The 24,583-nt window shown below is 69.5% G+C and carries 13 protein-coding genes; 4 read left to right on the top strand and 9 right to left on the bottom strand.

The features are described 5' to 3' along the window. Nucleotides 1–18: 18 nt before the first annotated feature. From DOE79_RS17100 to DOE79_RS17085, 4 genes are all read right to left on the bottom strand, one after another. Nucleotides 19–294, bottom strand: coding sequence for a hypothetical protein (locus DOE79_RS17100; RefSeq protein WP_245976990.1), 276 nt, complete (start codon nt 292–294; stop codon nt 19–21). A 97-nt stretch (nt 295–391) separates the two neighbouring features. Further along, nucleotides 392–4,084 (bottom strand): AAA family ATPase, encoded by a 3,693-nt coding sequence (locus tag DOE79_RS17095; RefSeq protein ID WP_245976989.1) that lies wholly within the window; start codon nt 4,082–4,084, stop codon nt 392–394. Nucleotides 4,085–4,240: 156 nt separating this feature from the next. Continuing rightward, nucleotides 4,241–5,257: a magnesium/cobalt transporter CorA gene (gene corA / locus DOE79_RS17090; RefSeq protein WP_120339519.1), complete on the bottom strand. Its 1,017-nt coding sequence runs from the start codon at nt 5,255–5,257 to the stop codon at nt 4,241–4,243. Between the two features lie 63 nt (nt 5,258–5,320). Next, complete coding sequence (locus tag DOE79_RS17085) at nt 5,321–5,938, bottom strand: hypothetical protein (protein ID WP_120339518.1); 618 nt, start codon at nt 5,936–5,938, stop codon at nt 5,321–5,323. A gap of 170 nt (nt 5,939–6,108) precedes the next feature. Here DOE79_RS17085 and DOE79_RS17080 point away from each other — a divergent pair, with 170 nt between their 5' ends. The 3 genes from DOE79_RS17080 (at nt 6,109) to DOE79_RS17070 (ending at nt 13,128) form a co-directional block, all read left to right on the top strand. Beyond that, entirely contained in the window at nt 6,109–6,864 is a 756-nt protein-coding gene (locus DOE79_RS17080) for a 4'-phosphopantetheinyl transferase family protein (protein ID WP_120339517.1), read from the top strand. A gap of 408 nt (nt 6,865–7,272) precedes the next feature. Next, the gene (locus DOE79_RS17075; protein ID WP_120339516.1) at nt 7,273–12,477 is read left to right on the top strand and encodes a M1 family aminopeptidase; all 5,205 of its coding nucleotides are present in this window, start codon (nt 7,273–7,275) and stop codon (nt 12,475–12,477) included. Between the two features lie 243 nt (nt 12,478–12,720). Further along, on the top strand, nt 12,721–13,128 hold the full coding sequence (locus DOE79_RS17070) for a hypothetical protein (protein WP_245976988.1): 408 nt from the start codon (nt 12,721–12,723) through the stop codon (nt 13,126–13,128). Here DOE79_RS17070 and DOE79_RS17065 read toward each other — a convergent pair. Then, complete coding sequence (locus DOE79_RS17065; RefSeq protein ID WP_120340398.1) at nt 13,110–15,500, bottom strand: HAD-IC family P-type ATPase; 2,391 nt, start codon at nt 15,498–15,500, stop codon at nt 13,110–13,112. The two genes, DOE79_RS17070 and DOE79_RS17065, sit on opposite strands and share 19 nt — an antisense overlap. Before the next feature lie 164 nt (nt 15,501–15,664). On the opposite strand from DOE79_RS17065, the gene DOE79_RS17060 reads away from it, so the two are divergent. Next, nucleotides 15,665–16,066: a four-helix bundle copper-binding protein gene (locus DOE79_RS17060; protein WP_162942815.1), complete on the top strand. Its 402-nt coding sequence runs from the start codon at nt 15,665–15,667 to the stop codon at nt 16,064–16,066. A gap of 390 nt (nt 16,067–16,456) precedes the next feature. On the opposite strand, the gene DOE79_RS17055 is transcribed toward DOE79_RS17060, so the two are convergent. The 4 genes from DOE79_RS17055 to DOE79_RS17040 all read right to left on the bottom strand — a co-directional run bounded on the left by DOE79_RS17055 (nt 16,457) and on the right by DOE79_RS17040 (nt 24,559). Next, nucleotides 16,457–17,791, bottom strand: a complete 1,335-nt coding sequence (locus DOE79_RS17055) for a M1 family metallopeptidase (protein ID WP_120339514.1) — start codon at nt 17,789–17,791, stop codon at nt 16,457–16,459. 7 nt (nt 17,792–17,798) lie between these two features. After that, nucleotides 17,799–21,794 carry a Pls/PosA family non-ribosomal peptide synthetase gene (locus DOE79_RS17050; RefSeq protein WP_120340397.1) on the bottom strand — a complete coding sequence of 1,332 codons (3,996 nt, stop codon included), beginning with the start codon at nt 21,792–21,794 and terminating at the stop codon, nt 17,799–17,801. Nucleotides 21,795–22,015: 221 nt separating this feature from the next. Further along, complete coding sequence (locus tag DOE79_RS17045; protein WP_120339513.1) at nt 22,016–23,251, bottom strand: IS110 family RNA-guided transposase; 1,236 nt, start codon at nt 23,249–23,251, stop codon at nt 22,016–22,018. Between the two features lie 408 nt (nt 23,252–23,659). Further along, nucleotides 23,660–24,559 (bottom strand): DMT family transporter, encoded by a 900-nt coding sequence (locus DOE79_RS17040; protein WP_245976987.1) that lies wholly within the window; start codon nt 24,557–24,559, stop codon nt 23,660–23,662. Between the last annotated feature and the right edge of the window lie 24 nt (nt 24,560–24,583).

Genomic DNA, 24,583 nt, shown 5'->3' with positions numbered 1-24,583 from the left:
GTCGGGCGCGGGGCGGCCCTACCAGTGCGGGGGTTTGTCCTGGCGCAGCCGGGCGTCGTTTGCGCTCGTCGACGAACCATCGCCGGAGGTCTGGCCGCCTTCTTCGCGGGAGGGCGGCTCCGGGCGGGTGTCGGTGTTCGGCGCGGGCGTCAGGCGGGCGCGGCGAGCACCGGCCGACCGGATCACCGACTGGCGCGGCTCCACCGATCCGGGTTCGCCGACGGATGCCGCGGGTACCGTGTCGCTCTCGTGGACAGGCCTCTTCTCGGGATCGGGGCGATCCTCGAGGTCCACGGCACGCTCAGACCCAGCATCTCCCTGAGACGCAGCGTCGCCCTCGAACCCAGCGGCCTCCTCGGGCACCGCAGCACCCTCAGGCGCGCCCGCCCGGTCAGGCACGGTGCGCCGGACCGCCAGACCCTTCGGCCGGCACGACGCCCGCGAGGGCGGCGACGCGGGCGGCGACGGCATCCGGGTTGCTGAAGAGTTCGAAGCTGTGCACACGCAGGTAGTGCCAGCCCAGCCGGCGCAGCACCTCGGGGCGGAGGCGCAGCGATTCGCGCAGGCTGGCCCTGTTGACCACGGCGTCGGTCTCCACCACGACGGCGCGGCCGGCGTGCGAGGCGGCCAGCGCGAGCTTGCCACGGTGCCCGAGCGAGACGGTGAGGCCCTTACGTTCCAGGCGGCGGGCGAGGTCGACGAGCATGGCCTCGCGGGCATCCGGCACCGCGACCTCGTTGCGGCGCGCCTCGGTCTCGGTGAGCACCTGCGACAGGGCCAGGATGCCGTGCCGCTGGCGGTCGGCGTCGATGTCGATGGGGCGGAAGCACGAGACGATGTCCATGGCGCGGCGGGCACGCGTCATGCCGATCGCGAGCAGGCGTTCGCCGCCGGGTTCGCCGAGCGAACCGAAATTGCTCAGCAGCCGGCCGTGCGGGGTGCGGCCGTAGCCGATGGAGAAGATCACCCGATCGCGGCTCTGCGCCACGGCCTGCTCGAGGGTGAGCACCGTGAACGGTTCGGCGCGGTCCTTGAGGATGAAGTCGCTCAGGTCGGTGCGCTTGGCGAACGCGGCGAGCACGGCCTGGTGCACCCGCACTGCGTGCCGGGCGCTGGCGGTGATCACCATGAGGGACTCGCGGGGGCGCTTGACGGCATGGTCCATGACCAGGTCGACAACCTTCGCGACCTCGGCATCGACGCTCTCGACGGCGCCGCTGTCGACGTCGGGCATGCCGTGGCCGCCCTTGACGTAATTCAGGGTGAGGCTGCCGTGGCCGAGGAAGCTGCCCGCCCAGGGCAGCGAGTCGATCCGGCCGCCGTAGAACCGGTGGTTGACCAGCTCGGCGAGGTCCTCGCCGCCGGCCCGGTAGCTGCGGGTGAGGGTGAGGGTGGGCAGCAGTTCGCCCAGCCGGGCCAGCGCAGAGTCGGCGTGCAGGGCGTCGACGTTGGTCTCCTGCGGGCGGGGAACGTCGGCCGGTTCCACGATGCCGGTCTCGAAGCCGGACGGCGTCTGGGTGACCGGGTCGCCGAAGGCCACGACCTGCTTGGCGCGGCGGATCGCGCCGACGTTCTCGGCCAGGGTGGTAGCGCCGGCGTCGACGAGCAGCACGGCGTCGAACGTCATCGTGTCGTCGAGTCCGGCGACCTCGTACGGCGAGGCGAGCCAGACCGGCGCGAGCACGCGACCCAGGTGCGGGGCGGCCTCGTTGATGCGGGCAGGGGTGGCACGGTCGGCGCGCAGCAGGCGGCGCAGCTGGTCGGCCTCCTCTGGCCAGTCCACCACGCCGATCTTCCACGTCTCGGCGAGCAGCCAGGCCAGGATCTGCCCGGTCGTGGAGGCATGCGCCTCGTCGACGAGCTTGAAGTCGGCCTCGAGCCGGTCGAGCACCTGGGTATTGGCGTTGAGCAGGGCCCTGTCGCCGCTGAGCATGACCTCGAGCACCGACTGCCACCAGGCGAGTTCGAGCTCGGCGGCCACGTTCTGCTCCGACACGTGCCGCTGGGACAGGTCGGTCATCAGCGGGTCGAGGTTGTGCTCGCGCAGGGTGGCGAGCAGGGCGGTGCGCTCGTGCAGGTTCGCGAGCACCTCGCTCTCGGCGGCGAGGCCCACGAGTGTGCGCAGCAGCTCCTTCACCGGACGGGAGACCAACTGGCGCGGAGTCCCGGCGTTGCCGAGCGGCACATCGAGCTTGCCGAGGTCTTCGGAGACCCGTTGGAAGGCCACGTGCACATCGTTGATGCCCACGGGAACCTCGGGTGTGACGCCCGCGGCGGCGTAGCGCTGCCAGAGGGTGCGCTGCTGCTGGATGCGGCGCAGGCTCTCGTTCATGTCACTCACGTGCACGCCGGGCCGCAGGTACTCGTCGGCGAGTTTGCGCAGCCGGCGACGGTTGCTCGAGGTCATCTCCGGCGAGTCGCGGCGGGCCGAGGTGGCGGCGATGAGTTCGGTCAGCGACCGGTCGAATACAGCGGGCTGGAACTTGTCCAGGGTTTCGCGGATATCCAGGAGAAGGCGCAGGTAGATGCCCAACTCGTGCACCGTTTCGAACGGGCGCAGTCGGGTCTGGCCGACCAGGTGGCCGGCGCGCTCGAGCAGCCGGGGCACGTCGGTGTTGCTGAGCCGCTTGGCGAGCTCGTGCGAGGCACCGGCATCCGCCGTGGAGGAGAAGGAGGCGCCGTACCAGGGTGAGTCGCCCGGGCCGTAGCGGAACTGGCCGAGGACGGCCGCCTTGATCAGGATCGCGGCGGCACTGGACCGGTCGTGGGCGAGGCGCTCGAGGGCCACCCGGTCGAGCCGGGCAGTCGTCGACGGCGGCGCGGGCAACTGGGCGAGCCGGGCGAGCTCGCCGAGCGCGTCGAGCACCGAGACGCCGAGGGCGCCGTCCTTGCGGGTGAGGGCGGAGCGGTAGTCGAGCAGCACCTTGCGCAGGCGCACCAGCGCGTCGTCGACGTCGCCGACGCGCGGCTGGGCGGCCTTCTCGTTGCGGGTGATCGACTGGATCAGGTCGCGGCGGAGCGTACGCGGCGTCACGGCAACACCGGGCAGGCCCACCTGCACGAGGCGGTGCGCGATGCCGTCGAGGCTGGAGCGCCGGGCGCTGACCACGAGCACGCGCTTGTGCTGCGCGACGAGCGAGCCGATGGCGTTCACGATGGTCTGGGTGCCGCCGGTGCCGGGCAGGGTCTTCACGACGAGGGAGTTGCCGGCGCTGATCTGCGCAACGACGTTCTCCTGCTCGGCGTCGGCATCCAGCAGCAACGTGTCGGTACCGGGCGGGCGCACGTCCTGGCCGATCGGCAGCACCGGGTTGTACGCCATTTCGATGGCGCGGCGGGCAGTGGGATTGCCGGCGACGGCGTCGAGCACCGGATGCGTGAGCTTGTGCGCGTCGACGGCCATGGCGCGGCCGACGTCGGCGAAGGAGGACGCCACCAGGCGGGGCACCACGTTGAACCAGGGCAGGTGCGAAGTGAGGCCGCGCAGCCGGTCGATCACGGGTTGCGGCTTGAACGCGCCGTTGGTCACGGCCAGCGCCACGAACGCGTCGGCGTCGAGGGTGATCTGGAACTGATCGTGCAGGGCCCTGGCCAGTTCGGGGTTGAGGAACGGCTGGCCCTTGAGCTTGAGTTCGAAGTCGCGGCCGTAGCGGCGGATGGCGAGGGGGCGCAGCAGCACCGGCGCGGTGAACTCCACGTCGCCGTGTCGCCACTGGGCCAGTCCGATGGCCAGGTGCACCGACTCGATACCGCGCATGGAGCGCAGTTCGATGCCCTTCTGGGTGATCTCGTTGGCGGCCAGGCGGGCGTTGCGCAGCGCCAGCTCGTCGCGGATCAGGTTGGACAGCAAGGTGGTCTTGCCCGTGATGAATTGCGGCAGTCCGCCCGGGTGGGTGGCGGACAGTTCGATGCGGGAGCGGGGGCTGTCACCGAAGTGCAGCAGTGGAGAGTGCCCGCCGACCAGGGCGAGTTCGTCCCGCCAGCGTTGCCAGGTCGGTTCGGCGATGTTCCCGGCGACCAGCGACGGGTCCCCCAGGCTCACCGAGTCCGGGGAGGTCGCTTGACGCGAGCCGGGCGAGGACACATCGGGGTAATCCGATGTGAAATCGTCATCTTCTGGTTTTCTATCGAGGCGCCACACACCCACACCCTATTTCTCCGCCGGTCCGATCTTGGTTAGGCCACCCGCTTATTTGCCGCATTCGCAGGATTCTGGGGGTGTTTGACCACAATCGGGTGTCTAGAGCCAGTCTTTGCGCTTGAAGACGGCGTAGAGCCCGAACCCCATGGCGACCATCAAGGTGATCGCGAACGGATAGCCGAACTGCCATTTTAGCTCGGGCATGTGGGTGAAATTCATGCCGTAGATGGTGCCGACCAGTGTGGGGGCGAACAAGATCGCCGCCCAACTGGAGATTTTCTTCACCTCTTCGCTCTGCGCCAGACCCGTTTCGGAGAGTCGGCGGGTCTCGTCGTTCTGTCGCTGGGCCACGAGGGTGCTGTGCACAGTGAGCGCGTTCTGCAACAGCTGCCGGAACGCATCCCCCCGTTCGACGACCCGGATGGTGTGGTCGAGCACATCTCGCAGGTGCCGATGCAGCTCCACGTCCACATTGTGCTTCTCGAAGCCCTCCTGGAGAGACTCGAGCATGCCGATCAGCGGCTGAGTGGCGCGCTGGAACTCGATGACCTCCCGGGAGAGGGCGTAGATACGCCGGGAGACGGCCTGGTCGCCGTCGAAGAGCTGGTCCTCAATTTCGTCGATGTCGTTCTCGAGGCCGGCCACGACCGGCGCGTACTCGTCGATCACCTGGTCGAGGATGGCGTACAGCACCGCCTGCGGGCCGAAGGCGAGGAGCTTGGGCGTGCTCTCCAGTCGCTGCCGCACCGAGGCGAGGTCGGGCGATTCGGCGTGCCGGATGGTCACGACGAAGTCGGGGCCGACGAAGACGTGCAGCTCGCCGAACTCCACCCGCTCCTCTGCGTCGATGTAGCGGGCCGGACGCAGCACCAGGAACAGGGTGTCGGAGTAGCGTTCGATCTTGGCTCGCTGATGGCCCTTGAGCGCGTCCTCGATGGCGAGGTGGTGCAGCGTGAACTCGTCCGCGACCGACCGCACCTCGTCGTCGGTCGGCCGGTACAGGCCGATCCAGGCAAAACCGTCCTTCTCTTTGAGTACCTCGAACACATCCTGCAACGTTTCCGGGGTTGCCACCCGACGGCCATCCACATAGATCGCGTCATCAATCAGCGCCACTGCTGCTCCTCACTCGCCGTACAAGTGTGCCACCAGCGGAGGGGCGCACCGCACAGCCGGGCGTCAGCGCGCCGGGCTGGCTTGCCGCTGCGGGCCCTCGTGCTTGCGATAGGTGGGGCTGAAGGAGAGCAGCACAAGGCCGGCGCCAAGCACCGCCTGGCCCAGCGCGTTGCCGGGGAGCAGCGAGACGGCGCCGCCGGCCATGATCACGACGGCGGGAAGCACCCGGTAGACCCGGGCGCGCAGGATCGCGCTGCCGAGCAGCAGCCAGCCGACCCCGAACACCGCAGCGGTCAGCAGCAACCCGAACGCGTAGGAGCCGGCCCGATCTGTGCCGTCGAGCAGTCCGGGGGCGACGCGGCCCAGGGTGGGATAGAGGAAGGACTCGGCCCAGAATTGGCCGCTGAGCAGGATGGTGCCGGTGCCGGCCACGATGGCCGCGGAGAACCCGAACGGTCCGATCTGTTTGGCGTGGCGCTCGTAGATCGACACCAAAGACAGGATCAGGAGGAGCGCCCCGCCCAGCAGGGCGATGGAGCGCACCGCGTAGAGCGGGCTCAGCACGACCTCGCTGGCCGGATCCCCGGTCAGGCGCAAGACCTGGTCGAGGATGCCGCCGATCAGGAAGACCGCTCCGGCAGCGAGGGTGGATGGCTTCGCCAGACCTTCGAACCGCTTCACTGAATCCTCACCCACCGCGCCTGGAGCCTCGACAGCCCTCGCACGCCAACGTGCATCCAGAAGGGCTGGTCCCGTTGATTCTCGCACCCGCACGGCCCCCGAACAAGGGCCACGCAGGCGGTTTGCCAGCGCCAGACCCCGCCGAAGGCCGGCGGCGTTAGGGTGAGGGCGTGCCCGATACTCCCGCCCCCGTCAACGGCCTGCCGTCGACTGGTCCGCCGGGCAACGCCCGGCCGAGCGGCGGCCCCTCCGCGGTCGATCTGCCGCACACCGTGGTCGTGGCGCTGGGCGACTGCGCGGACACCAAGGCCGGCGACCATGCCCTCCTCGCCGAGCTGGTGGCCCGGTTGACCGGCGTGGACGCCGCATCCGTCACCCTCACCCAACGATGCCCCCGCTGCGGCGCGGGCGACCACGGCCCATTGCGGGTGAGCATCGCGGGCTCCACCTCCGTCGCGCCCTGGGTGAGCCTGGCCCGGGCGGGCGGGCGGCTGGCCCTTGCGGTCACCGCCGCCGGCCCGGTGGGCATCGACCTCGAGTCGCTCGCCGACCTCGCCCGGGCACCGATCACCGACGTTCTGCTGTCCCCAGCCGAAACGGATGCCCTGAGCGCGTTGTCCCCGCACGTCGCCCAAGCAGCAGTGGCCGCACTGTGGACCACGAAAGAGGCGATACTCAAGGTCGCCGGGGTGGGTCTCCGGGTCGACCCCCGTGACCTCACCGTCTCTCTCGACGGGCCCGCCACCGCCCCAGGGCCAAACGCCACGATGGCGCGCCGCCGACTCGTCGACTGGCCTCAGTCTCCGTTTCCCCCGACCGCGCTGCACCTGCTGCCGGTGTCCTCTCCCCCAGGAACCGCGGCGACCGTCGCCATCGTCGGCGCCTGCCGCCCGGAGCTGTACGTGATGCCCGCCCGGGTCGGATAGCGGGCGGGTCCGCCCGTCCTGCAGCCGACCCGTGTCGAGACCGACGCACCCTCCCCTGTGCGGGTGCCCCCTATTTTGGTGATCCTCATAAGCGTCGCGCCGCGGGCATGATTGGCGGGCACCGAGCGCATTTCCCGGCCCATCCGTCCGGATCAGCCCAGAAAAGGTGCTGAGCGCAATAAATCAGATTCGCAACGACGTTTGACACGTGATTTGAGCAAAAATCAGGGGATATAGCGAGATTTTTCTCGTATTCCTTTTGTAATACGCAAGAAATGACCCACTTCTATGCTGCATTCTGTGCATCCATCCCGATGTGGTTTTACCCCCCTTCTCCACCTCGAATTCAGTGCACCCGGGATCGATGCCGCGCCGTCAGGTCCCACTCATCGAGGAGATGCCACAGCCATGCACGAATACCGATTCCCCCCATCCCGGCAACCGAACAGGCGAGCCAACCGAGCGGCAGCCGCGCTGCTGATCACCGGGCTTGTCGCGGGCAGCCAGATCCCGGTCTCCGCCTCCGCCCACGCGGCCGATGCAGCCGCCGGCGGTCAGACGTCCGGTGACACACTGTTCCCCAATCAGGGCAACTCCGGCTACGACGCCCTGCACTACGACATCAACATGTCCGTCAAGGTCGCCGTCTCGGCCACCAACAACGCTGTCTCCTCCACCACCATCTCCGCGGCGACCGCCTCGATTCAGGCCGCCACCACCGCCGGCCCCCTGTCGTCCTACTCCTTCGATTTCCAGGGTTCCACGAGCACCCTCGAGGCGAGCACGCTCAACGTGGAATCTGTCTCCGTGAATGGAGCGGCGGCGACGTTCACGCGCATCGAGAACACCACCACCGCCAATGCGACAACGGATGTGCACAAGCTCATCGTCACACCGGCCACACCCGTCGACGGCACCTTCACCACCGTCGTGAAGTACTCCGGCACACCGGTCGCGCACACCGACACCGATGGTTCGTCCGAGGGGTGGAACAACACCACCGACGGTGCCACGTTCGTCAACCAGCCTGTCGGGGCCATGACCGCTTTCCCGAACAACAACACGCCCAGCGACAAGGCGACGTACACGATCACGGTCGACGCCCCGAGCAAGCTGGGCACATCGGCCACCGCCGCCACCGCCAATCCAGGTCTGCGGGACGCTGCCGTGGTGAGCAACGGAGAGTTGATCTCCCGGACGCCCAGCGCCGACGGCAGCCGCACCACCTGGCAGTGGGATGAGACCAAGCCCATGGCGAGCGAGCTGGTTCTGATCTCGGTGGGCCGGTACACGAGCTATGAATCGGACATCCTGCTGGCCAGTGGACGCACCCTCCACGAATGGACGTTCATCGACCCGGCGATCTCGGTGGCCAACCAGGCCACCACCCATGCCACCCGAGCCCAGCTGAAGTCGATCCTCGACTTCCTGGAGTCGAAGTACGGCCCTTACCCCGGCAAGAGCGTGGGTTTCGTCACCGATATCGTCCCCTCGGCCATCAACTATGCCCTGGAGACCCAGGACCGCTCGTTCTTCCCGAACAGCGCCAGTCGCGGCACTGCGATCCACGAGATCATGCACCAGTGGTTCGGTGACGGTGTCTCCCCGAAAGACTGGAATGACATCTGGCTCAACGAGGGATCGGCGACGTACACCGAGCAGCAGGTCCCCTTCGAAAGCGCCGGCTCGACAGCCAACTCCCCCGAAACGTCCTACTACTCCGCCTGGAATTCCGCCTCGTCGACCAGCTCGCTCTGGACCGTTCCGACCGCCAAGATGACTCAGGCATCTCAGCTCTTCGGCAACCAGACCTACACGCGGGGTTCGATCGCGCTGGAGGCACTGCGCACCGCCATCGGAGCGGCGAACTTCGCGCAGGTCATGCAGCAGGACCAGCTCCGACACACGGGCACAAGCAGGAGCACCGCGGAGTTCATCGACCTGGCCGAGGAGATTTCGGGCCGCGATCTCACGGCGTTCTTCGCCTCCTGGATCTACACGCCGGGCAAGCCGGCGTGGCCCGCGAAGTTCAACCTCAGCCTCACCGGCCCCGCTGCACCTCTCAACGAGGGCGACACCGCCACCTACACCCTCACCAGCCGCAACACGGGCAAGGTCGTTCAAGCGGGCAGCACGGTGACGGTCGACATCAGCAAGATCGTCGACAAGGCGGAACTGGGCACCCTTCCGGAGGGCGTCACGATTTCGGGCGCCACGCTCACCTGGGCCGTGCCGTCGACGGCGGTCGGCGCCACCACGACGGCGTCGTTCACGGCCGTGCCCCGCGCCGGCACCGTCGGGGCAACCCTCAGCGCCGTCGCGAGAGCCGACACGCTGGGCTCGACCTGCATTGACTGCTCACCGAGTCTCGTCATCGGCGCCGAGCCGGTTGCTCCGTCAGCGGTGCCGACCTTCACCGGCACCCCTTCCGTCGGCCAGCCGTTCACCGCAGACACCGCCGGATGGGGCGCGGGCACAAAGCTGTCCTACCAGTGGTTTGTCGACGGTACGCCCATCGACGGCGCCACGAACAACACCTACACCCCCACACCTGGAACGCTCGGTCTTACCCTGACGCTGAAGACCACCGGATCCAACGGCTCCTCATCCCCGGTCACCACGACAAGCGCGGCCTCCGCCGTTGTGACGCGAGCGACGTTCGCGGCGTCCACGCCGGTGATCGTCGGAACCCCGCAGTTCGGGAAGCCGCTCTCCGTCGACCCGGGAACCTGGGATTCCGGTGCGTACTTCACCTACCAGTGGTCCGCAAACGGCGCCCCGATCTCGGGCGCCACCGCTCCGGTCTACACCCCTGCTGTGGCGACGCAACTGGGGCAGACCCTCGCCGTCACCGTCACGGGCACGAAGGCCGGCTACACGACCCTCGCCCGCACGAGCGCGGCATCCGCTGCCGTTGCCGCCGGCGCCTTCACGACGCCTCCATCCCCCACGCTCTCCTCCACACCGCGAGCACAGTCGCCTGTCCAGGCCGTGCCCGGATTCTGGGCGGACGGCACAACGTACAGCTACCAGTGGTCGGTGGACGGCGTTCCCGTCAGCGGTGCGACGAGCGCGAGCTACACGCCCTTGATCGGCCAGATCGGTGGATCACTCGTCGTGTCCGTCACCGGCACCAAGATCGGGTTCTCACCGGTCACGGTGTCCAGCGACTCGGTCAAGATCGCGCCCGCCGCCCAGACCCTCACGCCCACCCCGGTGATCAGTGGATCGGCACAGGTCGATTCCACATTGACAGTGGATCCCGGCGTGTGGGATTCCGGAACCGCTCTCCGCTACCAGTGGTTGAGGAACGGTACCGCGGTCGACGGGGCCAGCGGCCTCACCTTCGCCGTCGAGGCGAGCATGGTGGGCGACACCATCACGGTCGCCGTCACGAGCACCAAGGACTCCTACGCTGACGTGTCCAAGACGAGCAACCCGACGGCCCCCATCGCGGCCGGAGCCCTGAGCTTCACGCCGACGCCGACCATCAGCGGAACCGCTCGGGTGAATGTCGAACTCAGCGCTCACCCCGGCACCTGGGATGAGGGCTCGACGCTCAGCTACCAGTGGATGGCCGACGGCGTAGCCGTCGACGGCGCCACCGGCGCGAGCTTCACCCCCGCCGGCGCTCAGCTTGGTTCGGTCATCACGGTCACGGTCACGGGCACCAAGACCGGGTACGTCACGGTCTCCGAATCCAGCGAGCCCACCCAGACGGTCGTTCCCGGGACCCTGGTGCACGCGCCCGTACCCACCATCACCGGAGCCGCCCAGGTCGGCCTCGACCTGACGGCCGATCCGGGCACCTGGGACGAGGGCACCGACCTGACGTACCAGTGGAACGTCGACGACACACCCGTCGAGGGCGCCACCGGCCCGACCTACACCCCCGCAGCGAACCAGCTCGGTTCGGTCATCACCGTCACGGTCACAGGCACCAAGACCGGGTACGTCACGGTCTCCGAATCCAGCGAGCCCACCAAGGCGGTCGTTCCCGGGACCCTGGTGCACGCGCCCGTTCCCACCATCACCGGAACCGCCCAGGTCGCCGTCGAACTCACAGCCGATCCGGGCACCTGGGACGCGGACACCGACCTGACCTTCCAGTGGAACGTCGACGGCACACCCGTCGAGGGCGCCACCGGCCCGACCTACACCCCCGCAGCGAACCAGCTCGGTTCGGTCATCACCGTCACGGTCACAGGCACCAAGACCGGGTACGCCACGGTTGTCACCTCCAGCACGGCGACCCGCAAGGTCGCCGCTGGGCATCTCACGTCGACACCGGTTCCTCTCATCCAAGGCGCACCGAAGGTGGGCGTCGCGCTCACCGTCGTCCCCGGCACCTGGGACGACGGGGCGACCCTGGCCTACCAGTGGCTTGCCGACGGTGTGGCGATCTCCGGCGCTACCGGGGCGACGTACAGTCCGACCGCGAACACTGTCGGCTCGACGATCACCGTCACAGTGACCGGCACCAAGACCGCATACGCGCCGCTGAGCACGACCAGCACGGCTACGGCCAAGGTCGCGTCCGGCAGTCTGGTGGCGACTCCGGTCCCCACCATCACCGGCACGGTGCAGGTGGGCAAGGTCGTCAAGGCCGCCACCGGAACGTGGGACGCCGGGACGTCGCTCCGCATCCAGTGGCTCCGAGACGGCAAGGCGATCGCCGGAGCGAACGGCGGATCGTACACAGTGGCCGCTGCGGACCTCGCACACGCGCTGGCCGTCTCGGTGACCGGATCCAAGAAGGGCTACGCCTCACTCACCACGACGAGCCGCTCGACAGCGTCCGTTGTTGTCGGCACTCTGTCGGCGACGCCGGTCCCGGTCGTCACCGGAACGGTACGGGTCGGCCGGACGCTCACCGCTGCGACGGGCACCTGGGACACCGGTACCGCACTGAAAACGCAGTGGCTCCGAGACGGTAAGCCGATCACCGGAGCGACCGGCACGGCCTACAAATTGATCGCCGCAGACAACGGTCATACCCTGACCGTCACAGTGACGGGGTCGAAGGCCGGCTATGCCACGGTCATCCGGACGAGCCGTGCGACAGCCTCCATTGCCGCCGGAACCCTGTCGGCGACGCCGGTCCCTGTCGTCACCGGAACAGCTCAGGTGGGCCGGACGCTCACCGCCACGACAGGCACCTGGGATTCCGGGACCGCTCTGAAGATACAGTGGCTCCGAGACGGCAAGGCGATCGCCGGAGCGACCGGCACTGCCTACAAACCCGTCGCCGCGGACAACGCCCACAGCGTCGCCGTCCGGGTGACCGGTTCGAAGGCCGGGTACACGTCGGCCAGCAAGACGAGTGCCGGAAAGCGCATCGTCGCAGGAGTGCAGACGCTCTCCCCGAGAGCGACCATCACCGGCACGGCCAAGGTCGGCCAGACTCTGGCGGTGAAGACGGCGACGTACGACGCCGGCGTCACGCTGTCGTACACCTGGTACGCCAACCTGCACGCGATCGGTGGCAACACCAAAACGCTGAAGCTCACCCCGGCTCTCGCGGGTAAGAGCATCACGGTGAAGGTGACCGCCACCAAGCCCGGCTACGTCACGCTGTACAACACCAGCGCGAAGACGGCCACGGTGAAGTAGCCGCGACGGCCAGCGGCCGATCCGTTCAGCCGACGAGCCTCGTCCTGCCTTCGGGCAGGGCGGGGCTCGTTCGTGTCACCCTCTCGGCGGTGATTGCACAGACGGATGTTGCGTCGGTATCCTGACCGCAACATCGGTTGGCTGCCCTGTCAGTTCGACAGCCTGCAGCCTGACCGCATCGGCGAGGAGGCCGGTTTCGATGACGTACAGGCTGCACCACCGCGCGAACGGTGTCCTACTGTCATGACAGGCGACGAACCCTCCCGCCCCGGCTGGGTCACCTGGGCCGTGGTCCTGATGTACATCGGCGGGATCACCCAGATCGCGCTCGGGATCGTGACCCTCTTCCTGCGCTACGCCCCCGACGTGGCTGCCGACGGTATCGCGCTCGGCGTCACGTTGGTCGGAGCCGGCATCATCCTGTTCGGCCTGTTCGTGGTGGCCCTCGCGTCGGGCGTCGCGCGCGGCAGCAGGGCGTCGCGGCTGGGCGCGACCGTGGTGATCCTGCTGGGGTTGGCGCTCTCGGTCATCGACCTGGTGGTCGCCGACGACGGGGACTGGTCGGGGGTGACGATCCAGCTGGTCCTGGTGGCAGCCGTGGTCCTGCCGCTGTGGGTCGGGCCGGGCCGGCGCTATTTCGCGATGCGCTGACGCGACGCCCGCTCCGCGTCGCGGCGGGAGACCCGCCGGTGCACGAACCGCACGATCTCGATGAGTGCGATGCACACCAGTGAGGTGCCCAGCGCGAGCACCGCCGTGGCCAGGGTGAGGTCCACCAGCTGCAGGAAGTCGCGACTGATCGGCAGCGTGTACATCAGGACCAGCCCGATCATCATGGTTCCGATGACGAGCCCCTTGAAGCGCGTGACGGGACGGGACAGCACCACGAGGATCCACAGGCCGATGATGGTGAGGATGAGGGTGGACCCGCTGCGGATCTCCGCCTCCGGGATCGCCAGGTCCGCCGCGAGCCGCGCGTAGACGGCCAGGCCGAAGGTCACGGCCAGACCGGCCGGGACCGCGAAGGTCAGGGAGCGGCGGAGAAACCCGGGCACGTAGCGCTGCGCGTTGGGCAGCAGCGCGAGGAAGAACGCCGGGATGCCGATGGTGAGCCCGTCGGTGACCGAGAGCTGCCGGGGCAGGAACGGGAACGGGAGCAGGAGGATGCCGAAGGTGATCGCGAGGAACGTCGCGTACGACGTCTTGGTGAGGAAGAGCATCGAGACGCGTTCGATGTTCGCGATCACCTGCCGCCCCTCCGCCACGACGCTGGGCAGATGTGAGAAGCGTCCGTCGAGTAGCACCAGCCGGGCCACGGCCTTCGTGGCGGCCGCGCCGGAGTTCATGGCCACGCCGATGTCCGCCTCCTTGATGGCGAGCGCGTCGTTCACACCGTCGCCGGTCATGGCCACGGTGTGCCCGGCCGATTTGAGAGCCACCACGATGCGACGCTTCTGGTCGGGCGTCACGCGGCCGAACACCAGGTAGTCGTCGAGCACCGTGAGCAACTCGGCGTCGGTGTCCGGCAGTTCGCGGGCGTCGAAGCCGGACGGCGCATCCAGACCCACCTCACGGGCGATCGCCGCGACGGTCTGCGGGTTGTCCCCCGAGATGATCCGCACGCCCACGCCTTGCGCGGCGAAGAAGGAGAGCGTTTCGGCGGCGTCGGGCCGGATGTTCTCCTTGAACGTGAGCAGCACAACCGGCACGGCGTCCACGGGCACGGTTTCGTCGTGGGTGGGGCTGCCGTGCGCGAGAACCAGGGTGCGCCGGCCGGTCGCGGCAAGCTCTCCGGCCCGGCTGGCAAGCTCCTGCAGCACCGGGTCTCCGGAAGCGGCGGCCGGGAAGACCATCTCGGGCCCGCCGAGAACCCACATGCCGTCGCCGAAGATCACGGCGCTCCACTTGCGGGCGGACGAGAACGGAACCCGGTCCAGCGGTTCCTCCCCGACCGGGTCGTCGAATCGCCCGGCCAGGCTGCGCGCGGTCGCGTTCGCATCGTTCTGAATCCCGTACCAGGCCAGCACGCCCTGCCAACCGGTCACGGCGGTCAACGGATGCGCCGCATCGAAGACGATGTCGCCCTGCGTGAGAGTTCCCGTCTTGTCGAGGCAGATCAGGTCCACCCGCGCCAGCCCCTCGACGGCGGGCAGTTCCTGCACGAGCACCTGCTGCCGGGCCAGCTTCACGGCTCCCACCGCGAAAGTGATGCTCGTCATGAGCACCAGCCCGAGCGGCACCATCGCCACGACGGCGGCGATGGTGGCGGTGACCGCGTCCCGCCACGCCCCGCTGGCGGTCGCATCTTCCCAGCCACCCTGCGCGACCATCTGGGCGTTCAGCACCAACAGCGCGATCGGCCCGATGATCCAGGCCACCCAGGTGAGCACCCGGTTGATCGACGAGCGGAGCTCCGACGCCACCAGGGAGAACTTCTTCGCTTCGGCAGCGAGGGAATTGGCAAAGGAGTCGGCGCCCACCCTGTCGACGGCGCCGGTGCCTTCCCCGGCTACAACGACGGAGCCGGACAGCACCCGGTCGCCCGGGGACTTCTCGACGGCATCCGATTCGCCGGTGAGCATGGACTCGTCGAGTTGAAGGCCGCGGGAGCCGGTCACGATTGCGTCGGCAGCGACCTGATCGCCGGCCCGCAAGACGAGGATGTCGTCGAGCACGACCGCCTCGATCGGGATCTCCTCCTCCCCCGCCTCGCGCAGCACGCGGGCGTTCGGTGCGTTCAGGAGCGCCAGCCGGTCCAACGCCAGCTTCGCGCGGTACTCCTGCACCGTGCCGATGACCGCGTTCGCGATGGCGCTGAAGCCGAACAGAGCGTCTTGCCATCGCCCGATCGCGAGCAGAACAAGGAAGCAGGCCAGGATGATGCCGTTGAACAGGGTGAGCACGTTGGCACGCAGGATGCTCCAGATACTCCGGCTGGTGTCTTGCACGAAGGCGTTGGTACGGCCGGTGGCCACGCGCTCCTCAACCTCAACGGCACTCAACCCGGTCGCAGCAATGGTCACCGTGTGTCCCTTCTCACCCGCCCGGCCACGGCCGGCACCGGCCACATTACCTCCGCCTCTCCGCGATCGCACCGTAGTCGCCACGACGGCCGCGCGGTGTGCCGGCGACAGCCGAATCGGCGCAGGGCTGGCACCGTCCCGGTCGTCGGGATTAGCGTGAGGTGATGGACGCCAAACGGTTGACCATAGCCCCACCTGTAGAGGTACAGGACTGCATCGACGCCTGCGCCGAGCTCGAGCGGGTGAGTGAGGACTGTGCGGAGGCTTGCCTGCGGCTGGGCGGCGACGGGGTCGTCACGACATGCTTCCTGGCTGACCTGGACTGCGTGGAGGTCTGCGCGGCCACGACCCGGCTGCTGGGCTGGCGCTCCGGCACCGACGGGCCCACGACGCAGGCCCTGCTGCGCGCCTGTCGTGAGGCCGCATCCGTCTCGATGGCGGCCTGCGAGCGGATGCTGCCGGGCCGCCCGCACTGGGCCTCCTGCGGTCCCGCCGCCCACCGCGCCATCGCGGCCTGCACCGCGCTTCTGGAGGTCTTCGAGGTCTTCGAGCCCGACACCGTGTAGTTCGCCTGCAGTGGCGTCGGCGGCGCGATCAGCATCGGGGAGAACTCGATCGTGATGGAACACGCACTCGTGCGCGGGCGCGCTGGCCACGCGGTGCACGTCGGCCATTCGGTGAGCGTGTGCGGGCGCAAAGTGACAACTCATCGAACGGAGCACAGGGGGTCGAGCGAGCCGAGGAGTCTGGCTTGCGGAAACCGGCCCGGAGACGCGCTGCTCGCATGGCGTCCGCACGAAACCCTCCCCGGGCATCCGCCGGGCAGGTCGCGGCCCGTGACGGATGCGGCGAGAACGTTCGCTCGAGTCGCCTCGAAGTGCCCCGTCCCGGCTGCCGACTGTGACTTGGGCGGCGCCTCGTGGACGTCGGGCGCGCGAGCCCCGGCCGGCGGCAGGTTAGGCGGCCAGCGGCGGCAGGCTCTTGCCCGACACCCAGCGGGCGATGATCTTGTCGGCGACGCGGGTACCGGAGGCCACATCGAAGCAGCCGAGCAGGTCGTCGGTGGTGACGCTGCCGTGCCGGTGGGTGCGCGTGTACGCGCGGAGCGCCGTGAAGAAGGCCTCATCGCCGATGGCCTGGCGCACGGCGTGCAGGGCCAGGGCGCCGCGCTTGTAGACCCTGTCGTCGAACATGTCCTGCGGGCCGGGGTCGCCGACGACGATGTTCTTGGGCAGCAGGTCGACCTCGGCCCGGTGCTGCACCGCGCTCTCGTGCGCGGTGAGTCCGCCGCTGGCCTCCGCCCAGATCCACTCGGCGTAGCAGGCGAAGCCCTCGTGCAGCCAGATGTCCGCCCACCGCGTGAGGGTGAGACTGTTGCCGAACCACTGGTGGGCCAGCTCGTGGGCGATGAGCCGGTCGCTGCCGTGCAGGCCGTCCACGTGGTTGCGGCCGAACACGGCCAACCCGTGCGCCTCGAGCGGGATCTCCAGCTCATCAGCCGTGACGATCACGGAGAACGCCGGGAACGGGTAGGGGCCGAATGCCTCACCGAACACTGAAATCATGTCGCCCAGCCTGGCGAAGTCCACCGCGACCGGCCGGGCCAGCGCGGGCGGGTAGAAGAGGCTGTAGGCCACCGGGGTGGCGGTCACGTCCTGCCGGCGGTACCGGCCGATCTGCACGCTGGCCAGATAGGCGGCCATCGGCTCGCGCACCTCGAAGGTCCAGGTGGTGCGGCCGGACCTGCTGGTCTTGGCCACGAGCGGCCCGTTGCTCACCACGGTGTACGGGGCCTCGCAGCTGAGCTGGATGCGGAACGTGGCCTTGTCGCTGGGGTGGTCGTTGCAGGGGAACCACGACGGTGCGCCGCTCGGTTGCCCGGCGACGAGCACGCCGTCGGTGAGTTCCTCCCAGCCCAGCTCGCCCCAGTGGCTGCGCACCGGGTGCGGCGCACCGCGGTACGCCACGACCACGTCGAATCGCTCGCCCGGCTGCAGCGGCACGGCTGGGGTGAGCACCAGCTTGCGGGCGGTGTGCGTGGTCTTGGTGGGCATCCGCCCGGCCACGGTGACCTTGTCGACGCTGAGGCCGGCCAGGTCGAGGCTGAACCGGTCGAGCCGGGTGAGGGCGCGCGCGGTGATCGTGGCGGTCGCGGTCAGCCGATTGGAGGAGACCCGGTAGTCGAGCACCAGGTCGTAGTGCTCGACCTGGTAGCCGCCGTTCCCACTCGCCGGCAGGTAGGGGTCGCCCGCTGACGTGGAGCCGATGATGGGAGGCGTGGGAGACAACATAACGGGGTCAAGTCTTCCATGGCGGACGGTGCCACGGCGCAATCGGGTTGCCGGCCCAGAGCGAGTCGGTGGGCACCCGCTCACCGCGCATCACCAGGGAGCCGGGCCCTACGGTGGCATGGTCGTCGATCCGAGCCGCGGGCAGGATCACGCTGTTGGGCCCCAGGGTGCCGCCGGCGCCGATGTGCACGGTGTCCAGTTGCATGATCCGGTCGTGGAACAGGTGCGTCTGCACCACGCAGCCGCGGTTGACGCTGCTGCCGGCGGCGAGGGTGACCAGGTCCGCCTCGGGCAGCCAGTACGACTCGCACCACACGCCCCGGCCGATCCGGGCGCCGAGCGAGCGCAGCCACAGCGCCAGGGCCGGGGTGCCCGACGCGTTCTGCGCGAACCAGGGCCGGGCCACCATCTCCACAAAGGTGTCGGACACCTCGTTGCGCCAGATGAACGACGACCAGAGCGGATGCTCGGTGGCGCGGATGCGGCCCACGAGCAGCCACTTGGCAGCCGTGCTGACCGCCGCCGCGACCACGCCCGCGCCGATGAGCACGAACCCGGACAGCAGCAGCGCCCAGCCGGGGCCGGCCGCAAGCCAGAGCGTCTCCAGCACGGCCAGCACGCCGAGGGCGATCCAGGCGGAGACAAACACCGGCACCAGGCGCAGCAATTCCCAGAGCGACCGGGCCAGCCGCAGCCGCGCCGGCGGGTGGAAGGTGCGGGCCTCGTCGATGTCGGTGACCCGGCGACGCAGCCGCGCCGGCGGGTTGCCCAGCCAGGACGAGCCGCGCTTGGCCTTCCGCGGGGTGGAGGAGAGCACGGCCACGAGGCCGTCCCGTGGCACGGTGCGGCCGGGGCCGGCGATGCCGCTGTTGCCCAGGAACGCCCGGCGGCCGATCTTGGCCCGGTCGATGCGCATCCAGCCGCCGCCGAGCTCGTAGCAGGCGACCATGGTGTCGTCGGCCAGGAACGCGCCGGGCGCGATGGTGGTGAGCGCGGGCACGAGCAGCACCGTGGAGGCCTCGACGCCGGGGCCGACCTTGGCGCCGAGCAACCGCAGCCACACCGGGGTGATCAGGCTCGCGTAGACCGGGAAGAGCAGGGTGCGGGCGCCGTCGAGCAAGCGTTCGGTCATCCAGACCTGCCAGCCCACGCGGCTGCGCACCGGATGGTGCCCCTCGGACAGCCCCAAGCCGAGCAGCCGCACCGCGCCGATCACGGCCCCGGCGTAGAGCAGGCCGGCGGCGAGCACCGCGAGCGGCACGGCCAGGGCCGCACGGCCCACGGCGGCGCCGAGGCTGGCGGCATCCCCTACGAGCAGCCCGACGATGAGCACGCCGAGCAGCACCGCGGCCGTGGGGATGGCGGTGAGACCGACCGAGCCGGCACCGTAGGCGAGCAGCCAGCGGCGGGCGCTCGGCGGGCGCTCGGCCGGCCAGGCGTGCCGGGCGGAGCCGACCCGGGCGGCGGGTGAGCCGGCCCAGCGTTCGCCGGCCGGGACCCGGCCGGAGACCGCGGAGCCCGGTTCGATCTCGGCGCCGGCGCCGATCTTCGCGCCGCCGAGCAGCGTGCTGCGGGAGCCGATCACGGCCTCGGCGCCGATCTTCACCTGCCCCAGGCGTAGGGTGTCGCCGTCGAGCCAATACCCGGCCAGGTCCACCTCTGGTTCGATCGCGGCGCGCTCGCCGATGCTGAGCATCCCGGTGACCGGCGGCACCGAGTGCAGGTCGACGCCGGGTTCTATGCGGGCGCCGAGCAGGCGGGCGTAGTAGCTGATCCACGGCGCCCCGGCCAGGCTGGCGGCGTCGACGAACTGGGCCACCTGTTCGGCCAGCCACAACCGCAGGTGCACCGATCCGCCGCGCGGGTAGGCGCCCGGCTTGACGCCCCGGAGCAGCAGCCGGGCCGCAGCCACCGAGATGCCCATCTTGCCCAGCGGCGTGACGAGCAGGAGGAACCCTGCGAGGATCCACCACCACGACACTGTGGGGGCGAAGGATGCGCCGGCGGCAGACAGCACGTTGTTGGCCGCGGCCAGGTAGACCAGCCATTTGGCGCCCACGAGCAGGTGCAGCGGGATGCCGAGCAGGCTCTGCAGCAGACCGCTCCGCGCCGGGGTGGGCAGCACCGCGCGGCTCCGACGGGCCACCGGCGGGGTGCGGCCGTCGAGTTCGGCGGCCAGCGCGCCGATGCGGGGGTGGTCGTAGATGTCACTGACCCGGGTGTCGGGGTAGCGCTCCCGGATCGCGGAGACGAACTGGGCGGCCGAGAGCGAACCGCCGCCGTAGGCGAAGAAGTCGCTGTCGGCGTCGGCGACCGGCAGCCCGAGGATCGCGGCCCAGTGCTCGGCGAGCCAGACGGCCGTGGGGGTGAGCGCATCCGTGTCGGTGCCGGCGCCGGCCAGGCTGGGCAGCGGCCAGGGCAGGGCGGCCCGGTCGACCTTGCCCGAGGTGCGGGTGGGGATGGTGTCGACCACGGCGAGCAACGGCACGAGCGCGGCCGGCAACGCGACACGCAGGGCCTCGGTGGCGGCGGTCAGGTCGAAGGCCGCGGGGTCGGCCGGCCCGGCCGGGGCGGGGTCGACGAGAGAGAGGTAGCCCACCAGCACCTGGTTGCCGGCCGGGGTCGTCTGCACCACCGCGGCGGCACCGGCCACGCCCGGCAGGGCCTGCAGCGCCGCATCGATCTCACCGAGTTCGATGCGACGCCCGCCGAGTTTGATCTGGTCGTCGGCGCGGCCCACGAACACGAGCCCGGTGGGGTCGAAGCGCACCAGGTCGCCGCTGCGATAGGCGCGGTCCCAGCCGAGGCCGGCGTACGGGGCGTACTTCACGGCATCCTGCGTCGCGTCGAGGTAGCGGGCCAGGCCCACGCCGCCGATGATCAGCTCCCCGGTCGCACCGGCGGGCACCCGGACGCCGTCGGCGTCGACCACGGCGAGCCTCCACCCGTCCAGCGGCAGGCCGATGCGCACGGGGTCACTGCCGTCGAGCAGAGCGCCGCAGGCCACGACGGTGGCCTCGGTGGGGCCGTAGGTGTTCCACACCTCGCGGCCGCGGCCGCTGATACGGGCGGCCAGCTCGGGTGGGCAGGCCTCGCCGCCGAAGATCACCAGGCGCACGGATTCCAGTGCCTCCTCGGGCCAGAGCGCGGCGAGGGTGGGTACCGTGGAGACCACGGTGATGCCGTGCGCGATCAGCCAGGGGCCGAGGTCGGCGCCGCTGCGCACGAGGGAGCGCGGGGCCGGCACCAGGCACGCGCCGTTCCGCCAGGCCAGCCACATCTCCTCGCAGGAGGCGTCGAACGCCACCGAGAGGCCGGCCAGCACCCGGTCGCCCGGCGCGATCGGTTCGCCGGCCAGGAACAGCCCGGCCTCGGCGTCCACGAACGCCGCGGCGGAGCGGTGCGTCACGGCGACACCCTTGGGCACACCCGTGGAGCCGGACGTGAAGATGATCCAGGCGTCGTCGTCGGGCCCCGGCATCGGCTCGCCCCAGTGCGCCAGCGACGGGTCTTCCCCGGCCGGCACCGGGCGCTCGGTGAGCACACCGGCGTCGAGGCCGTCGCGCACGGCGAACCGGCCGCCGGCCCCGATCACCCCCACGACATGGGCCTCGCCGAACACCAACCGGGCACGTTCGTCGGGGTCGTCCGCGTCCACCGGCACATAGGCGGCGCCCACGCTGAGGGTGGCCAGGATCGACAGGTAGAGCTCGCGGGTGCCGGACGGGATGCGGATGCCCACGGTGTCGCCGCGGCGCACGCCCGCGCGGCTGAGCTGCACGGCCTGGTCGCTGACCAGCCGCACCAGGCGGCGGTAGCTGAGCGCCCCCGCGGCGTCTTCGAGCGCCAGAGCGGTGGGGTACTCCTCGGCGGTGGCCCGCAGGATATCGACGAGGGTGCGCTCAGGGTGCACCAGATGGCCGGCATCCAGCACGCCTTGCTCGTGGGCGTGCACATACGGGTCTGAGATCGCGGTGCCGGGAAACGACGTGGTGGCCGGCATCGAGACTGTGCTGGCGAGTGAGTCGGCTGAGCGCTTATCGGGCTCTGGATGGTTCGGGGTCACGCACGCTCCTGTCCGGCTTTCGCGACGAACCGCGACGCGGCCAGCCTAAGACGATCAGGTAACCGGCGGGTGAACGCACGTCACACAGGCACATTCTCCTCCCCTGCCCGCCATCCCGCCCGGCGATGCGCATAACTAACACGAAAATAAACGTGAGGTCATGCGGCTGCCGGTGTGAGGGTGACGTCGTATCCGAGTGTGCGGAGCTGGTTGAGGGCTCGGTTCTTCGTGCGTTCCGGGGCGAGCCGCGCATAGAAGTCTGCTCCGGGGTCGGTGTAACACTCGCCGGTGGTGAGCATGTTCCAGGTCGCGGTGAGGATGGTGTGCTCGAGAGCGACGATCGCTTTGGGCCGGCCGCGGCGTGCGGTGATTCGGCGGTATTGGGCGGCGAGGTAAGTGTTCCTCGACCGGGCGGCGGCTATCGCCGCAGTGCCGAGAGCGGCTTTGAGGTACTTGTTTCCGGGCAAGATGTGGGTGGATTTGATGCGGCCCGCGGACTGGTTCGAGCCCGGACAAACGCCTGCCCAGGACGCGAGTTGTTCAGCGGTGGGGAACACATTCATGTCACCGCCGGTCTCGGCGATGATCATGTCAGCGACGATGGTTGAGACTCCCGGGATGGTGGTGAGGGCGTCTCGGAGTGGACGAAAGGGCGCCATCGACGCCTCGATCCGCGCGTCCAGCTCGGTGATGCGGTCGGTGAACACATCGATCTGGCCCAGGTGTGAGCGGGTCATGAATGCGTGGTGCTCGCCGAAGCGGCCCACCAACGCTTCGACGAGTTCGGGTTTCTTGGACCGCATCCGTCCTTGAGCCAACTCCGCGAGGACGTCGGGGTCGTGTTCGCCCGCGATCAACGCTTCGAGCATGGCCCTGGCGGAAACACCGGTGAGGTCAGTGACGACCGAAGAGAGCTTGATGCCGGTGCTTTCTAGGAACTTCTCCAACCGATGGATCTCCCGGGTCCGGTCCCGGACCACGGTCGCGCGTGCCCGAGTCAGATCGCGCAGTTCCCGGATCGGTTCCGGCGGCACGAACGACGCCCGCAACAAACCGTGCGCGGCTAATTCAGCCAGCCAGACCGCGTCGGCAACATCGGTTTTGCGGCCCGGCATATTCCGGGCAGCCTTCGCGTTGACGAGCATCAACGGCAGGGTTTCCTCAAGGAGGTAGTAGAACGGTTTCCAGTAATCGCTGGTCGCTTCCAGGATCACCGTCGTCACCTGGTGACGCATCAGATACGCCCGTAGCTCCAGGATCTGATTCGTTGTGGACCCCCACGTTGTCACCGTGGTGGTGAACCGTCCCGGCCTGCCCTCCGGCACTCGAACACAGACCTTCGCGTCGCGCTTGGACACATCGATTCCCGCGGCCCGGTCGTGAACAACATCCATGATTCAACTCCTCACCGTTCAACCCAATATTCGGATCTGTCACGGGGAGGACAGGGGCAAAAAACGGAATCTAACACTCGTGCTCGTAGCAACAATCCACGGTTCCCGTGGGAGTCCTCCACACCACGCTCCTGCGCAGGCTCACAAAACAGCACCAAGTTAAGATCGGCGTCGCCGTGACAGACACCGACATCATCCGCCACATCGCCCCCGCAAGCCAGACTCACAAACGCGACCACAGACGTATTTTCTGTACCCACAGTGCCCCAAGGGGGTCCACCGCTCCTGCAATTTTCCCGCCCGGCCGGCCCCAACGGCGGATTTCCGGGGGCCGTGGGGTGCAGCCAGGTCACAGTGCAGGAGTTGTGCACTCGGGGCACCGCTTTCGGGCGGCGGTGGCGAGCGCCGTCAGCGGATGCGGGCGCGCACCGCGGTCGCCGCGCAGGCGATCACCGCGACCGCGCCGACCAGCACCACGAGGTCGAGCCGCTCCCCGAGCAGCAGGGCGGCCCACACTATCGTGAGCACGGGTTGCACGAGCTGGATCTGGCTCACCCGGGCGATCGGCCCGATCGCCAACCCGCGGTACCAGGCGAAGAACCCGAGGAACATGCTCACCCCGGCGAGGTAGGCGAAGGCCAGCCAGGCCGGCGCATCCGCCCGGGGCCAGCCGGAGCCGAGCCCGACGAGCATCAGCGGCACCATCACGGGCAGCGCCACGATCAGGGCCCAGCAGATGGTCTGCCAGGAGCCGAGCTCGCGGGACAGCAGGGCGCCCTCGCCGTAGCCGATCGCGGCGAGCGCGACCGCGCCCGCCAGCAGCAGGTCGGCCGGCTGCAGTGCTTCGAGGCCGCCGGCGGTGATCGCCACGAACCCGACCACGGCGGCCACGCCCAAGCTGCTGGCCAGCCAGAACCGGGGAGTGGGCCGTTCGCGGGCCCGGAGCACCGCGACCACGGCCGTGGCGGCGGGCAGCAAGCCGATCACGACGGCGCCGTGGGCGGCCGGCACGGTCTGCAGCGCGTACGAGGTGAGGATGGGGAACCCGGCGATGACGCCCGCCCCCACGAGCGCCAGGCGCGCCCACTGCCGGCCCCGCGGAAACCGCTGCCGCAACACCGCGAGCACCAGGGTCGCGAGGAGCCCGGCCGCGACGGCCCGACCGGCGCCGACGAAGAGCGGGTCGAGCTGGCCCACGGCCACCCGGGTCAGCGGCAGGGTGAAGGAGAACGCCAGTACGCCGAGCAGACCGAAACCGAGCCCGGCGGCGGATGAGCCACGGTGCGCCGGCTTTGCCTGACTCTCCACGGCCGGGCCGGCCGCAGGAGTAGC

The organism is Cryobacterium soli, from assembly GCF_003611035.1.
GTDB classification, from domain to species: Bacteria; Actinomycetota; Actinomycetes; order Actinomycetales; family Microbacteriaceae; genus Cryobacterium; species Cryobacterium soli.
Note: the sequence above shows the minus strand (reverse complement) of the source record. Positions and strands in the feature narration are given on the sequence as shown.